The 13,631-nt window shown below is 36.3% G+C and carries 19 protein-coding genes and 1 riboswitch; of the genes, 14 read left to right on the forward strand and 5 right to left on the reverse strand.

Annotated elements, in window-relative coordinates; all coding sequences use genetic code 11:
- Window positions 1-109: 109 nt before the first annotated feature.
- From D0S48_RS19080 to D0S48_RS20765, 4 genes are all read left to right on the forward strand, one after another.
- Window positions 110-1,528 (forward strand): o-succinylbenzoate--CoA ligase, encoded by a 1,419-nt coding sequence (locus D0S48_RS19080; protein WP_144535136.1) that lies wholly within the window; start codon window positions 110-112, stop codon window positions 1,526-1,528.
- Window positions 1,529-1,728: 200 nt separating this feature from the next.
- Window positions 1,729-2,277: an AAA family ATPase gene (locus tag D0S48_RS19085; RefSeq protein WP_151113381.1), complete on the forward strand. Its 549-nt coding sequence runs from the start codon at window positions 1,729-1,731 to the stop codon at window positions 2,275-2,277.
- Between the two features lie 95 nt (window positions 2,278-2,372).
- The gene (locus D0S48_RS19090; RefSeq protein ID WP_151113383.1) at window positions 2,373-2,564 is read left to right on the forward strand and encodes a hypothetical protein; all 192 of its coding nucleotides are present in this window, start codon (window positions 2,373-2,375) and stop codon (window positions 2,562-2,564) included.
- An 87-nt stretch (window positions 2,565-2,651) separates the two neighbouring features.
- The gene (locus tag D0S48_RS20765) at window positions 2,652-2,828 is read left to right on the forward strand and encodes a hypothetical protein (protein ID WP_186318028.1); all 177 of its coding nucleotides are present in this window, start codon (window positions 2,652-2,654) and stop codon (window positions 2,826-2,828) included.
- Window positions 2,829-2,936: 108 nt separating this feature from the next.
- On the opposite strand, the gene D0S48_RS19095 is transcribed toward D0S48_RS20765, so the two are convergent.
- From D0S48_RS19095 to D0S48_RS21160, 3 genes are all read right to left on the reverse strand, one after another.
- The gene (locus D0S48_RS19095; RefSeq protein ID WP_151113385.1) at window positions 2,937-3,944 is read right to left on the reverse strand and encodes a metal ABC transporter solute-binding protein, Zn/Mn family; all 1,008 of its coding nucleotides are present in this window, start codon (window positions 3,942-3,944) and stop codon (window positions 2,937-2,939) included.
- A gap of 103 nt (window positions 3,945-4,047) precedes the next feature.
- A complete protein-coding gene (gene yidD, locus D0S48_RS19100; protein WP_144535143.1) occupies window positions 4,048-4,281 on the reverse strand; it encodes a membrane protein insertion efficiency factor YidD in 234 nt (77 codons plus the stop codon).
- Between the two features lies 1 nt (window position 4,282).
- The gene (locus D0S48_RS21160; protein ID WP_255475367.1) at window positions 4,283-4,408 is read right to left on the reverse strand and encodes a hypothetical protein; all 126 of its coding nucleotides are present in this window, start codon (window positions 4,406-4,408) and stop codon (window positions 4,283-4,285) included.
- A 101-nt stretch (window positions 4,409-4,509) separates the two neighbouring features.
- Between D0S48_RS21160 and D0S48_RS19105 the strand changes: the two genes are divergently transcribed.
- The 8 genes from D0S48_RS19105 to D0S48_RS19135 all read left to right on the forward strand — a co-directional run bounded on the left by D0S48_RS19105 (window position 4,510) and on the right by D0S48_RS19135 (window position 8,271).
- Window positions 4,510-4,959, forward strand: coding sequence for a Dps family protein (locus D0S48_RS19105; RefSeq protein WP_144535145.1), 450 nt, complete (start codon window positions 4,510-4,512; stop codon window positions 4,957-4,959).
- A gap of 50 nt (window positions 4,960-5,009) precedes the next feature.
- Entirely contained in the window at window positions 5,010-5,186 is a 177-nt protein-coding gene (locus D0S48_RS19110) for a putative motility protein (RefSeq protein ID WP_151113387.1), read from the forward strand.
- A gap of 72 nt (window positions 5,187-5,258) precedes the next feature.
- Window positions 5,259-5,582 carry a transposase gene (locus tag D0S48_RS19115; protein WP_144535149.1) on the forward strand — a complete coding sequence of 108 codons (324 nt, stop codon included), beginning with the start codon at window positions 5,259-5,261 and terminating at the stop codon, window positions 5,580-5,582.
- Window positions 5,582-5,755: a hypothetical protein gene (locus D0S48_RS20770; RefSeq protein ID WP_154310252.1), complete on the forward strand. Its 174-nt coding sequence runs from the start codon at window positions 5,582-5,584 to the stop codon at window positions 5,753-5,755. The genes D0S48_RS19115 and D0S48_RS20770 overlap by 1 nt, the downstream gene beginning before the upstream one ends.
- A 60-nt stretch (window positions 5,756-5,815) precedes the next feature.
- Window positions 5,816-6,463 carry a CPBP family intramembrane glutamic endopeptidase gene (locus D0S48_RS19120; RefSeq protein ID WP_151113389.1) on the forward strand — a complete coding sequence of 216 codons (648 nt, stop codon included), beginning with the start codon at window positions 5,816-5,818 and terminating at the stop codon, window positions 6,461-6,463.
- Between the two features lie 114 nt (window positions 6,464-6,577).
- A complete protein-coding gene (locus D0S48_RS19125; RefSeq protein WP_151113391.1) occupies window positions 6,578-7,054 on the forward strand; it encodes an NUDIX domain-containing protein in 477 nt (158 codons plus the stop codon).
- Window positions 7,029-7,820 carry an alpha/beta hydrolase family protein gene (locus tag D0S48_RS19130; protein ID WP_151113393.1) on the forward strand — a complete coding sequence of 264 codons (792 nt, stop codon included), beginning with the start codon at window positions 7,029-7,031 and terminating at the stop codon, window positions 7,818-7,820. Before D0S48_RS19125 ends, D0S48_RS19130 begins: the two co-directional genes overlap by 26 nt.
- Before the next feature lies 1 nt (window position 7,821).
- Window positions 7,822-8,271: a hypothetical protein gene (locus tag D0S48_RS19135; RefSeq protein ID WP_144535157.1), complete on the forward strand. Its 450-nt coding sequence runs from the start codon at window positions 7,822-7,824 to the stop codon at window positions 8,269-8,271.
- Between the two features lie 276 nt (window positions 8,272-8,547).
- On the opposite strand, the gene pckA is transcribed toward D0S48_RS19135, so the two are convergent.
- Complete coding sequence (pckA, locus tag D0S48_RS19140; protein WP_151113395.1) at window positions 8,548-10,134, reverse strand: phosphoenolpyruvate carboxykinase (ATP); 1,587 nt, start codon at window positions 10,132-10,134, stop codon at window positions 8,548-8,550.
- 218 nt (window positions 10,135-10,352) lie between these two features.
- Window positions 10,353-10,469, forward strand: a riboswitch (SAM riboswitch).
- 190 nt (window positions 10,470-10,659) lie between these two features.
- Here pckA and metK point away from each other — a divergent pair.
- Window positions 10,660-11,856: a methionine adenosyltransferase gene (metK, locus tag D0S48_RS19145; protein ID WP_151113397.1), complete on the forward strand. Its 1,197-nt coding sequence runs from the start codon at window positions 10,660-10,662 to the stop codon at window positions 11,854-11,856.
- A 247-nt stretch (window positions 11,857-12,103) separates the two neighbouring features.
- Here metK and D0S48_RS19150 read toward each other — a convergent pair whose 3' ends face one another.
- A complete protein-coding gene (locus D0S48_RS19150) occupies window positions 12,104-12,619 on the reverse strand; it encodes a gamma carbonic anhydrase (protein ID WP_151113399.1) in 516 nt (171 codons plus the stop codon).
- A gap of 108 nt (window positions 12,620-12,727) precedes the next feature.
- Here D0S48_RS19150 and D0S48_RS19155 point away from each other — a divergent pair, with 108 nt between their 5' ends.
- A complete protein-coding gene (locus D0S48_RS19155; protein WP_151113401.1) occupies window positions 12,728-13,519 on the forward strand; it encodes an alpha/beta hydrolase in 792 nt (263 codons plus the stop codon).
- The last annotated feature ends 112 nt before the right edge of the window (window positions 13,520-13,631 follow it).

A 13,631-nucleotide genomic window follows, 5' to 3' on the forward strand; every position in this document is an offset into this window, starting at 1 on the left:
AGCTTTTTTTAAAGATTAGAAAAGTAATTGTTTAGCTCCAGCTCCAGCGACTTGCCCAATGAGGAAATATAGATCGCTTACACTTTTCTTAAAAAAGGAGTTGTTTTATATGTACCCTAATCTCTTAGTTAAACGAGCAAGTCTTACGCCAAATAGATCGGCTATAATATTTGAAGATCGTCGATGGACATTTTTACAATTAAAGCAAGAGGCAATAGATTTTGCCGAAAAACTGCATATGTTAGGTATTAACAAAGGTATGAGAATTGCTATTTTAGCTTCATCTAATCCTCAGCTGGTGACAGTTTTACACGGATGTATGCAGTTAGGTTGCGAACTTGTCATGCTCAATGAGCGCTTAACTGAGGAAGAATTATTATTTCAATTGAACGATAGTCAGCCTGACGTATTATTGGTAGATAGTTTAAATAGAAGTCTTATGTATGTTAATAGACTTTCCTTCGATGAGATTATAGCAGCTTCCAATAAACAGTTTAAAATAGATTCCGAGTGGCCAAAGGATAGAACCATTACGATAATGTACACGTCAGGTACAACTGGTAATCCAAAGGGAGTGAGACAAACACTTGAGAATCATGTGATGAGTGCTACAGGGTCTGCTTTAAATTTGGGTGTTCATCCTAACGATTGCTGGCTATGTGCAATGCCATTATTTCATATTAGTGGTTTTTCTATTTTGATGCGCTCCGTTTTATATGGCATGACAGTAAGTCTCCATACGAAATTTAATGCTGAAAAGGCAGCAGAGGAAATTTTAAATGGAACGGTTACTAGAATGTCAGTAGTCGCTGTAACATTAGAAAGAATAATAAGCGTGTTAGAAGAACGAAATCTTGCATTTCCCGACACTTTTCAATCTATGTTAGTCGGAGGAGGGCCAGTTCCTCTTAATTACCTTGAAAGGGCGATAGCACGTAATATACCTGTTTTACAGACATATGGTATGACGGAAACTTCCTCTCAAACAACGACTTTGTCTAGTGAGGATGCCATTCGAAAGCTTGGGTCAGCAGGTAAACCGCTTTTCTTCGCAGATATCCGTATTTCAGGGGAAAAGGAAAAAGGGGAAATCTGTATTAAGGGACCCCATGTTACTAAAGGTTATGTTGGAGCAGCATCCTCCAAAAATCCTCAAGTTGATGGATGGCTCCATACTGGAGATATTGGCTATATCGATGATGAAGGTTATTTATACGTAGTTGATCGTAGATCTGATTTAATCATTTCCGGTGGTGAAAATATTTATCCCGCAGAGGTGGAGCAGGCCATTGTTAAGCATAAGGCTGTAAAAGAAGCTGGAGTAACTGGTATAAAGGATGATACATGGGGACAAGTACCAATTGCCTTTGTAGTATTAAAGGGGCAAGTAACAGAAGAAGAATTGAAATCCTTTATGAAAACTCAGCTTGCTACATATAAACAGCCTGTGGATTACTATTTTATCGACGAGCTACCTAGAAATGCTTCAAACAAAATTCTAAGAAGAAAGCTACATGAATATTTGTAGGGTCGAGAGAAACACTTCTCTCGGCTTTTTTTTAAAAGGCGCTTGCGTTTTTAAATTGTCTAGCGCAAGCAGCCTTGCCCTTCGAGGTCAAATGGAAAAAAGCTGCGGTGGCTGAGGAACTGCCTCCTCGCTTTTCTCCATTTGCTTGTCAGGGTAGACATAGGCGCTTGCGCTTTTCTAGCTATAGGAGGGGAAATCTTATGAGAGTACAAATTATTGGTGGTTCTGGAACAGGGAAGAGCACACTAGGTAAATATATTGGTCAGCAAGAGAATATTAAATGGATTGATACGGATTCTTATCTTTGGAAGGACAATTCATTTCTAGAGAATAATCCAATTGAAAAAAGAATAGAAATGTACGAGGAAGATATAATTTCAAATACATCTTATGTAGTTTCAGGCTCTATTTTTTCTTGGCTACCAGAAGGTTTTTCAAATCGAGACCTGTTAATCTTTTTAACTTTAGATGAGGAAGAAAGGATGGAACGCGTAAGAAAAAGAGAAGTATTACGTAAATCTTTAAAAGAGTCATGGCTTGATGAGCATGGAGACTTTACGAATGAATTCATCGAATGGTGCAAAACGTATTTAACCGAGTCGGATAAAAGCCAAGGAGGAACATTTGTGGCTCAGAGCTATGAAATGGAGTTATCCGAGAGTCCTATACTTAGGTTAGATAGCTCAAAAAGTGTAGAAGAGCTGTACAATGAAATCAAACAATACTTAGTAAAAATACATTTAATCTAGACATGGCAAATGACTTTCAATTATCGGAAGGTTTTTTAAACGTACCTAACGAATATTAGGACGAGGAAGAGATAGAGCAAAGGGGGAATATCATCGTGGAAGGTATTTTTAGCTTAATCATTTTATTTATTGGTTTTTATATACTTTATATTGTTATTCATTCAGCAGTTACTAAAGGAATTAACAATTCAATCGTTGGTAAATTACTAGAAGGTGAAAATAGAAGCGCTGATATAAATGAGATACTTGCTAAATACGGAAAAATAGATGAGAACCAAAAGAATTAACACCTCAAATTTTGTCATAATTGGAGTCTAAGGGGCGTACAAATGATTTTCTGTAGTAGATTATTACAAACCAAAGGATGATTTAAAATGCTATGGGTTATATTATTACTTTTATTTATGGTATATGTGATATATACTCTATCATCTATAAAATATCAACTTAAATTGATTTCTAAGCATCTTAAAGTTAATGAAAAAATAGAGACAGTTAAAATTAGCAATGAAGAAATTGAAAAAATTTTAGAAGATGAAGGGAAACAGTAATGATTATAAAGCAAATAAAAACTCAGAGCTTTTATATAGGCTGCTGAGTTTTTTGTGCTTATTTCAAAATGTCCTTCGTTTCCGTATAGGAAAGGAGCTGCATCATTTCTAATTTAATGCAGTTTTTAATGTTTCTAGATTTTTCTTCATTAAAGTAAAGTAGGTTTCTTTATTTTTTATATCCTCTTTGGATAGGACGCCTAGATTATGGAGCACAAGACTTTCAGCACCAATTTCTTTTTGAATGACTTCTGTCAGCTTAGAGCTAACATTTTGTTCAAATAGAATATACTCTACATTTTTCTCTTTTGCCAAATCAATGATTTTTGTTAGCTCTTTTTGAGAGGGCTCTTCCTGAGAATTTAAGCCGGCAATAGCAATTTGTTCTAGATTATATGTGTTTGCAAGATAACCAAATGCAGCATGTGATACAAAAAATGTTTTAGTTGATGCACTATTCGCCATTTCTTCAAAGTCTGTGTCTAGTTGTTGAAGCTCACTGACAAGTGTTTGATAGTTTTCTTCAAATAATTCTTTGTTTTCTGGTGAAGCTTCTACTAGTGAATCTTTAATCTTTAAGGCTAAGCTCTGACTAATTTTTGGAGAAATCCAAACATGTGGATCAGTGTCTCCATGATCATGTCCCTCATGTCCTAATTCCTCAGCTTCTGAACCATGATCATGTTCATCTGCCGCTTCATTATCTTCGTCATGTCCGTCATGATCGTGGTCATGTCCATCGTTAACTTCTAAGGCAGTATCTGGCACCCCATCAATAACGGCTACCATCGAGACGTTTTCTTCTGCTAAAGTCTTTTTAGCATTTTCAACAAAACCCTCTAGACCTAAACCTATGTAAAAAAATAAATCAGCATCAGCAAGTGCAATCATATCCTTTTGAGTAGGCTCAAATGTATGCTCGTTTGCTCCTGGAGGATAAATCGATTGAACGTTAACATGCTCTTCTCCAATTCTCTCCGCAAAATACTGCAATGGATAAACGGTTGTATATACTTCTAATTGGTCGCTATCTGTAGTAGTGGATTCTTTTTCATTTCCACAAGCAGCGATGAATAAAACAAATGATACTATGCATAATAGGAAAAGACGTTTCAAATTTATCAACCTTTCTAAATAGTAATGATTACGCTTTAAATCATAAGAACTTTATTAGCTTACAGTATTTTGTTCAAAAAGGCAAGAAAAAATAGCCTTTGAATTATTTTTTCTTCAAAGGCCATTCTTCTGGCACTGGGTCAAATCCTCCTTCATGAAAGGGATGACACTTAGATATGCGTTTGACAGTTAGGTAGCTACCTTTTATAGCACCATGTTTCTCCACAGCTTCCACCCCGTAGTGAGAGCATGTGGGATAGAAGCGACAGCTAGGGGGAGACAATGGCGATATAAACTTTTGATAAAAGCGGAATATACTTAATATGATTCGTTTCATCTTACAGTTCCGTATCCTTAGGTTTAGGGTCTATAGCTGAAATATTTTCTTTTGTTGCTAATTTATATAGGAAGGTAAATCCAACAATACTAAATATAATTGCTATACCTAAGATCCAAAATACCATGTGAGTTCACTCCAGTTAATTGTCGTTATGTTTATTGTAAGAAAATAAGAGGTATATGAAAAGAGAAAGCAACTATAATTCTAGAGGAGAGTGTCAATATTATGTCAGCAGCATTAAACAAGGAACTAAATAATCTAGTAGCAACCTTTTCGGTAATGTATACAAAATTACATAATTTTCATTGGTATGTAAAGGGACCACAGTTTTTTACATTACACGCTAAATTTGAAGAATTATACAATGAAACAACATTAAACATGGATGAAATCGCAGAACGCTTATTAACTTTAGGCGGAAAACCAACAGCTACCTTAAAAGAGCATTTAGAGCTTTCAGCTGTGAAGGAAGCTACAAATAAAGAAACAGCTGAGGAAATGGTAGAAACAGTAGTGAAGGATTTTGACAAAATTATGAAATCCCTAAAAAAAGGTATGGACGAGGCAGCGAAGGATGAAGATGATATGACAGAAGACATTCTGAATGCCATCTATCAAAAAACAGAGAAACACCAATGGATGTTAAATGCATTCCTAGGAGATTCCAATAAGTAATGAAATAAACAAATTTTATACCGATAATAAGCTTGTAAGGGGGAATTATTTTGGATATTAACTCCATAATGTCTTCTCAGCTAGCGCAGTTACAACAAACAGTTCAAATGAGTGTATTGAAAAATGCACTCAATATGGAAACGGTAGCTGCAGTAACAATGCTAGAAGATATGCCTCAACCTGCTTCGCATCCTTTTAAAGGAACGGTAGTAGACGTACAAGCATAAGAAAAAACATGTACCGTAATTGGTGCATGTTTTTTTGTTTTGAGTACATACTACACAAAAAGGATGTGTGATATGACAGAAATAAAAGCTTACATTTCATTGAGTCAAAGGAGAGTTTATTTATATCCAGATGAATCGCCGTGGGAATATGAAATAACTGCAAGACAGGACATTATACCAGTTTTTGAAACACTTTTTTATCAGCTCTATCACAAAGACATGAATACATTTTGGAGGGCGCATGTACCGATAAAGCTTTATAGTAATGATTTTTCTAATGAGGAATATGATAATCGGATTAAAAAATTGTATGCCCTCATTCACGAGTTTAGTGACAAGGATTCTCAAATGTTTATTGAACAGCTTCCATTTTTTAAAGAAAGTAGGCATCTATAATGACAAAAAATATTAATAATAATGGTAAAGGTAATGACACTACTACCTATCGTAATGCAAGCTCCCTTCTAAATCTTTCTCCTCAAGACAAAGCTAAGATTAACGCTGGTCAAAATAGTCAAGAGGGCGGTAAAAACTTTAAACAACAAGAGCAAGAAAAGTGGGAAAATTAAGACTTGGCACATTGCCAAGTCTTTTACCGTGTGATAAATTAGAAATAATTAGGAGGTTATATGGTTAAACAGCTTGTTTTATTATTCGGACCTACAATTATGATTATTCTGGGTCTTCCTATCTTACAGAATGTCCCGATTACTTTTCTGCTTTTCTATGGTTGGTTGCTTCTAATACCTATTGTAGTCAGCTTTAGAAGAAAAAATCGTAACCGTTTTTTTGTACCACAGCCAAAATCCTCACTGACAGTGGGAATTATAAGTGGAATCATATGTTTAATAGCTATTTATGGCTTTTTCTATTTGTTTCAATCACTGGTTATTGACCGAGAAAACTTGTCTACTCTACTGGTTCAATGGGATTTTACAGGATCAAAAGTAATTCTTCTAGTATTTTTCTTGATTCTTGTTAACCCCATTCTAGAGGAATTTTATTGGAGAAGGTTTATGTATGATCGATTATATCCAAGATTAGGTTCTACTTTTACGATTCTGATTACTTCTTTTTTCTATAGTCTTTATCATTTGGTAGTAGTAATGCCTATTTTTAATTCTCCCTTTCATATTCTAGCAGCTATGATAGTTTTTCTGGCGGGCATTATGTGGGGAATTTTTCGTTCGAAATTTCACACAATCGTACCATCTATTGTTAGCCATAGCTTAGCTGACTTAGGAATTATGCTTGTTTATTTATTCATTATTCTTTAAGCTTAACCAGGTTTAGTATAACTACTAAGCCTTTTTTTGTTGCGTATGCTAAACTTTTAAGTAAATATCTCAAAAGAATCTAAGGCAATAGGGATTAAAAGGGAGAAGACTAATATGATTTCTTTCTATGATTTAAATGGCTATAAGGTGGATCTTTCCTTTGAAAAAGATAGATTTACAATAAAACCACAGCATGTACTCGTTTTAGCAAAAAAAGAACATAAATGGTTATTAACAAACCATCCTAAAAGAGGAATAGAGTTTCCTGGAGGGAAAAAAGAGGTATATGAAACTATAGAGGAGGCTGCCGTACGAGAAACACTAGAAGAGACGAATGTAGTAGTTTCTAACTTAAGATGGCTTGCAGAATATGTAGTTCATGATGTCAGCCCCTTTTGTAAGGCGGTATATATCGCAGAGGTCGAGGATATACATACAGGGTCAACCATATATGAAACAGATGGAGCACTCTGGCTTACTCAGGAGGAGCTGGAAGCTTGTACAAATCTAAGTTTTCATATGAAGGATAAAGGTATGATAGCTATTCTTAAAGAGGTGAGGGTTCATGAAGAAAAATGGAACGATCGATAGGATTCGAGTCTATCCATCTCCAAATCCTAATGTTCATTTAAAGGAAATCACTTACTGGTCTTGTGGATTGCGCATAAAAGGAATGCTAGCATTCCCTGTTAAAAAGGGGAATTATGATGGGATGCTTTATTGTAGGGGTGGTATTCAAGGGATAGGCATGGTTCGTCCTGCACGAATAGCCCAATTTGCTTCGCAGGGCCTTGTTGTCTTTGCTCCCTATTATCGAGGAAATCGTGGTGGAGAGGGGCGTGATGAATTTGGTGGAGAGGATCGATGGGATGCCGTCTATGCAGTGGATGTCTTAAAGCAATTTTGCAATCCTGACAAAATTCATCTATTTGCCTTTTCTAGGGGCGGTATGATGGCATTATGGACAGCCGTCATAAGAGAAGACATAAGTTCTCTTGTTTCCTGGGCAGGAGTAACTGATATTTTTCTTACATATGAGGAAAGACTGGATATGCGGAGAATGATGAAGCGTGTAATTGGTGGCACTCCTTCAAGCCGTGAGGAAGAATATGAGGATAGAAATGTATTAGAGCGAGTAGAAGAAATCAGTGCTCCTATTTTAATAATTCATGGTAGAAAAGACGTCAATGTTTCTATTGAGCATGCAAAAGTATTAGAGCAGGCATTAATAGGGTATAACAAAATTGTAGAGACATGGTATTATCCGGATTACACACATTACTTTCCTTCTAAGGTAAATCGACAAGTAGTGAGAGACGTGTGTATTTGGATGAAAAAACATGGAGGAGGAAAATAATTTGGGTCAGTTAGTTATTCAAGTAGAGTCAATGAGTCTAGAGGAAAAAACGTTATTCCCAATAGATTTAAGCTTTTGGGAAGACTTATGGGATCAGTATACAACACAGTATTCTGAAGTAGTTATACATTGCTGGGCTGAAGAAGAGGATGCAGTCAATGAGCTTTCTGAAAAAAGCTTTGAAGTGATGAATGAGGGATTGATGAAGGTAATTACTGTTAATTTAAACGATGAAAATAGATTGTTTTTCCGGAATTACTCCATTGACCCAGTCGGAGGACTTAAATGGTTCACGATGTTTTTCAATGCAGAGGGCGAAGAAGAGTTAGAAATTGGACATTATGGCTCTGAGATTATTTTTTCTAATGTAGATGAAGAAAAAGCAGAAGAGATAAAAGGAATCTTCCCCATTTCTACTGACATGGAATATCACGACGACTTTGAGGAGTAATATTCTTTTAAATTTATAGGAGAGGAGGTGATAGACTATTGTCTATGGCCTCCTTCTTTTATGCGACGATAGCTGGATGATTATTATTTGTTTTCCACATAAGCGTCATTTGTGGAGGAGAAGTGAACTTTACAATTACTATGGTAACTAAGGAAATATATCCTAGCTTCAATAATTGCTTGTCTGTACAAATAAGACGACTTAGCTATTATTATCACTAAGCAAATAAACAAAAAAGGGCCGTGAAAAGTTTCACGGCCATTTAAAGTATATAGATTAAGCAGTTGGACCGCCTTTAAGAGATATCTCTTCTGATACGGTACCAAACTTTTTGAAGTTCTCATGGAAAGATTGAGCAAGCTCAGCAGCTTTTTTATCATAAGCAGTTTTGTCTGCCCATGCGTTACGAGGAACTAATACCTCAGAAGGAACTCCATCGATGCTTGTAGGAATATCTAAACCGAATACTGCATCTTTTGTTGTTTCCACTTCGTTTAATTTTCCTTCAATCGCTGCACGGACCATTGTACGAGTGTAAGAAAGCTTCATACGACTTCCAACGCCATATTCTCCACCAGTCCAGCCAGTGTTCACTAGGAATACTTGTGCTCCATGCTCGTCAATTTTCTTACCAAGCATTTCTGCATAAACTGTTGCATGCAATGGAAGGAATGGAGACCCGAAGCATGTTGAGAATGCAGGCTGAGGAGAAGTAACTCCACGTTCTGTACCAGCTAATTTAGACGTAAATCCACTTAAGAAGTGATACATTGCTTGCTCTTTAGTAAGTTTGCTGATAGGAGGTAGCACGCCAAATGCATCTGCAGTTAAGAAGATGATTGTATTTGGATGACCCGCTACAGATGGATCTACAATATTATCGATATATTGAATTGGGTAAGCTGCACGTGTATTTTCTGTTAAAGAGTTATCTGCATAATCTGCAACTCGTGTTGTATGGTCAACAACAACGTTTTCTAAAACAGTACCAAATTTAATAGCGTCAAAGATTTGTGGTTCATTTTCTCTTGTTAGGTCGATACATTTTGCGTAGCAGCCACCTTCAATATTAAATACACCGTTATCTGACCAACCATGTTCATCATCACCGATTAGCTTTCTTCCAGCATCAGCAGATAATGTAGTTTTACCTGTACCTGAAAGGCCGAAGAATAATGTTACATCGCCTTTTTCACCAACGTTAGCAGAGCAGTGCATAGGCAAAATATTTTGTTCTGGCAATAAATAGTTCATAATAGAGAAGATAGATTTTTTCATTTCTCCTGCGTATTCTGTTCCACCAATTAAAACAATACGTTTTTCCATAGAAACAATGATAAAAGTCTCTGAATTTGTTCCATCAATAGCAGGATCTGCTTTGAAGTTTGGTGCGCTGATTACAGTAAAGTCTGCTTTATGAGCTACTAATTCTTCTTCAGAAGGACGAATAAATAGTTGGTGAGCAAAAAGATTATGCCAAGCATATTCGTTTATTACTTGAATGCTTAGACGTGAATCCTTATCAGCACCAGCAAATCCTTTGAATACAAATAGTTCATTTTGTTCTTTTAAATAGTTCATAACTTTTGTATATAATGCTTCAAAATGAGAAGATGAGATAGGTTGGTTTACAGAGCCCCAATCGATTTTGTCTTTTGAGATAGGTTCATCAACAATATACTTGTCTTGTGGAGAACGTCCTGTATATTTGCCTGTCTCTGCTTTAACAGCTCCAGTTGAAGTTAGTACTGCTTCTCCTCTAGAAGTAGCTTTTTCCACCAATTGTGGTACTGATAATTGAAGGCTAATGTTGTTACCAGCTAACAATTCGTTCAGTTCGCTCACAGTATCGATTGAATTCATTTAGTATTACCATCCTTTTTTAATTTTTATCTCTTCACGTAAATAGTCAACATAAAGAGGATTTTTCATTGATATGTGAAATAGTATAACACATTACACTAAATAGTCTACACTAATAGAAGCCCATTATTGGAATAATTTTTGTTTTTGAGAAAAAATTACATTTAATCGGTTGACTTATAACTAATTTTTACGTATGATGGTGAATTGAACGGATACTCTTATTCCGAGCTGGTGGAGGGGTCAGGCCCTGTGAAACCCGGCAACCTGTAATTGAAAAATCATTACAAAGGTGCCCAACCTGAGACAAGGTGAAATCCCTTGATTGATAAGAGTGAAAGGTGTTTATGATATTAATCCCTTTCCTCATGTAATTACGTGAGTGAAAGGTTTTTTTATTTTACATCGCCCTAAATCCTTGTGTGCCAAGTCCGAAGCAGCTTCAAGTTTACTATTGGCTTGACATGGGAATGAGTACCGTATCAATTCCTGAGAGAAATCTCGCAGGATATAGGAGGGAATCTTTTGACACAACGTCGATTATTTACATCGGAGTCAGTAACAGAAGGGCATCCAGATAAAATTTGTGACCAAATTTCTGATGCTATATTAGATGCAATTTTAACGGAAGACCCTAATGCACGAGTTGCTTGTGAAACAACCGTTACTACAGGTTTAGTGTTAGTTGCAGGAGAAATAACAACTTCTACATATGTAGACATACCTAAAGTTGTACGTTCGACTATCCAAGAAATTGGTTATACACGTGCTAAATACGGCTTTGACTCTGAAACTTCAGCAGTTTTAACTGCGATTGATGAGCAATCCGCTGATATTGCAATGGGTGTAGACCAAGCGCTAGAGGCTAGAGAAGGTGCGATGACTGATTCAGATATCGAGGCTATTGGAGCAGGAGACCAAGGGTTAATGTTTGGTTACGCATGTAATGAAACTCCAGAGCTAATGCCACTACCAATCAGTCTAGCTCACAAACTTGCCCGTCGCTTAGCACAGGTTCGCAAGGATGAAACTTTAGACTACTTACGACCAGACGGTAAAACACAGGTAACAGTTGAATATGATGAAAATAACAACCCTGTTCATATTGATACGATTGTTATTTCTACACAACATCACCCAGAAATAACTTTAGAACAAATCCAAAGAGATTTAAAAGAGCATGTTATAAAACCGGTAGTACCTACTGATTTAATAACAGAGGAAACGAAATACTTTATTAACCCGACGGGACGATTTGTTATTGGTGGTCCTCAAGGTGATGCTGGACTAACTGGACGTAAAATTATTGTTGATACATACGGAGGTTATGCTCGCCATGGAGGAGGAGCTTTCTCGGGTAAAGATCCAACAAAAGTAGACCGTTCTGCAGCTTATGCCGCTCGTTATGTAGCAAAAAATATTGTTGCTGCTGGTCTTGCAGATCGCTGTGAGGTACAACTAGCGTATGCAATCGGTGTAGCACAACCAGTTTCTATCGCAATCGATACATTTGGTACAGGAAAAGTAGCAGAGTCGGATTTAGTGTCATATATCCGTGATCTATTTGACCTTCGTCCAGCTGGAATTATTAAAATGCTAGACCTTCGTCGCCCAATTTACAAGCAAACGGCAGCTTACGGACATTTCGGACGTACTGACATCGATGCTCCATGGGAAAAAACCGACAAGGCAGAGCAATTAAAGCAAAAAGCGGGTATTTAAGAATTCAGAGACTTCCTTCTATTGGAATGCCTCGCCTAAAGAAAGAAGGTATTAAGAGGCTAGCCTCTTAATACCTTTTGTTTTTTTCAAACAATTATACAGCTTAACGGTAAATAGGCTGACCAAATAAATGGATCTATTTACTCTTAATGGATTATTGTATAAAAATAACCGGAGTCAAATTTATAAAAATTTTAAAATTAGGTGTTTGTTAATTCTAATTTATTCTATTTTAAATTCGATCTTTCTATAAGGGTTTGATGGATTTATAGTACTGTCCTTTTTCAGCATATTCATGAATAATTCGTTGGACATCTTTTTTATCTTCGTCATTCAATTCACGTATAATCTTAGCTGGACTACCGAATGCTAAAGTATTAGGCGGGATTTTTTTCCCTTGAGGGACAAGACTACCAGCTCCAATAAATGCTCCTTCGCCTATTTCTGCACCATCTAAAATAATGGACCCCATGCCTATTAATGCGCCTTTACGTATAGTACAGCTATGTAATGTAACCTGATGGCCAACAGTTACCTCATCTTCAATTATGAGTGGATTATTTGGGCTTTGATGAAGGCAACTTAAATCTTGAATACTAACTCTGCTTCCTATTATAGTAGGGGCAACGTCCCCTCTTATTACCGTATTAAACCAAATTGTAGTCTCTGGACCGATTGTAACATCACCTGTGATTGTGACATAATCAGCAATATAGGCAGATGCATCAATCGAAGGTTTCTTATCTTTGTATGGATAAATCAAAATAGACACGCTCCTTTGTTTTTCGAGTATAATTAATCCTATCAAACAAATCGAAAGAAAGAAATAAATAGGACGTAGAGAGTGTTACAGAAATGAGGTATGTTGAACATGTGGAAGTGGGAGTCAGATGAAAAGGCTAAAGCGGTTGTAATTATTGTTCATAGTGCCTATGAGCATCACAGACGTTATGCTTGGCTAATCGAAAAATTGCGAAGCTCAAATTGCCATATAGTGATGGGAGATTTGCCAGGTCACGGGGAGTTAGTGAGAACCAAGACCATTCACGATGAATCCTTTGATCTTTATAAAGACTACATAAAGCAAGCAGTGCAGGTTGCTGTTTCATATGACCTTCCTATTTTTATAGTAGGACATGGGCTTGGAGCAACCTTAGTTATGAAGATGTTACATAAGATAGAGGTGGAATATGCTGGTGTTATCTTAACATCTCCGTGGCTTTTGTTAAAAAAACTTCCTTCCAAGTGGACAAAGGCATTAGCTAAAATCTCTGTGCAGCAGAAGATCAATCATGACATTGAACTAAAGGAACTAACTAGAAACTACAGCGCCTATCAAGATCTAGTAAACGATCCGTATTATCGAACGATTATTTCACATGATTGGTATAAAGAGCTTGAAAATGAGATGAAAACTGTAAGCCAATATCCCGAATCTATTCCTAATGTCCCTGTTTTATTAATGACGGGAGAAAGAGATAAGATTACGGACACAGCAGCAGCCAAAGCATGGTTGAAAAAACAGGAGCTATCGGATTATCAATTCAAGGAATGGAAGAATTGTTTTCATGATCTGTATTTAGAGCCAGAAAGAGAAGAAATTTTTACATATTCTCACTCCTTCATTAATAATGTACTGAGATCTATCGGTTATATCGTTTAAAATGCATCTTTTTTTCAAACAAACATATTGAGCAACAATTAATCTTCATTTTTATAAATGGGGATTTTTTGTGTTATAATCATATAATTGAAAATAGAGTAAGAGATTAGGA

This window comes from Psychrobacillus sp. AK 1817, assembly GCF_008807035.1.
In the GTDB taxonomy this organism is placed as follows: Bacteria; Bacillota; Bacilli; order Bacillales_A; family Planococcaceae; genus Psychrobacillus; species Psychrobacillus faecigallinarum.

Excerpts from the sequence above, each read along its gene's own strand:
- D0S48_RS19080 (WP_144535136.1), top strand. The coding sequence starts at position 110 with ATGTACCCTAATCTCTTAGTTAAACGAGCAAGTCTTACGCCAAATAGA.
- D0S48_RS19085 (WP_151113381.1), top strand. The coding sequence starts at position 1,729 with ATGAGAGTACAAATTATTGGTGGTTCTGGAACAGGGAAGAGCACACTA.
- D0S48_RS20765 (WP_186318028.1), top strand. The coding sequence starts at position 2,652 with ATGCTATGGGTTATATTATTACTTTTATTTATGGTATATGTGATATAT.
- yidD (WP_144535143.1), bottom strand. The coding sequence starts at position 4,281 with ATGAAACGAATCATATTAAGTATATTCCGCTTTTATCAAAAGTTTATA.
- D0S48_RS21160 (WP_255475367.1), bottom strand. The coding sequence starts at position 4,408 with ATGGTATTTTGGATCTTAGGTATAGCAATTATATTTAGTATTGTTGGA.
- D0S48_RS19105 (WP_144535145.1), top strand. The coding sequence starts at position 4,510 with ATGTCAGCAGCATTAAACAAGGAACTAAATAATCTAGTAGCAACCTTT.
- D0S48_RS19115 (WP_144535149.1), top strand. The coding sequence starts at position 5,259 with ATGACAGAAATAAAAGCTTACATTTCATTGAGTCAAAGGAGAGTTTAT.
- D0S48_RS20770 (WP_154310252.1), top strand. The coding sequence starts at position 5,582 with ATGACAAAAAATATTAATAATAATGGTAAAGGTAATGACACTACTACC.
- D0S48_RS19120 (WP_151113389.1), top strand. The coding sequence starts at position 5,816 with ATGGTTAAACAGCTTGTTTTATTATTCGGACCTACAATTATGATTATT.
- D0S48_RS19125 (WP_151113391.1), top strand. The coding sequence starts at position 6,578 with ATGATTTCTTTCTATGATTTAAATGGCTATAAGGTGGATCTTTCCTTT.
- D0S48_RS19130 (WP_151113393.1), top strand. The coding sequence starts at position 7,029 with ATGAAGAAAAATGGAACGATCGATAGGATTCGAGTCTATCCATCTCCA.
- pckA (WP_151113395.1), bottom strand. The coding sequence starts at position 10,134 with ATGAATTCAATCGATACTGTGAGCGAACTGAACGAATTGTTAGCTGGT.
- D0S48_RS19155 (WP_151113401.1), top strand. The coding sequence starts at position 12,728 with ATGTGGAAGTGGGAGTCAGATGAAAAGGCTAAAGCGGTTGTAATTATT.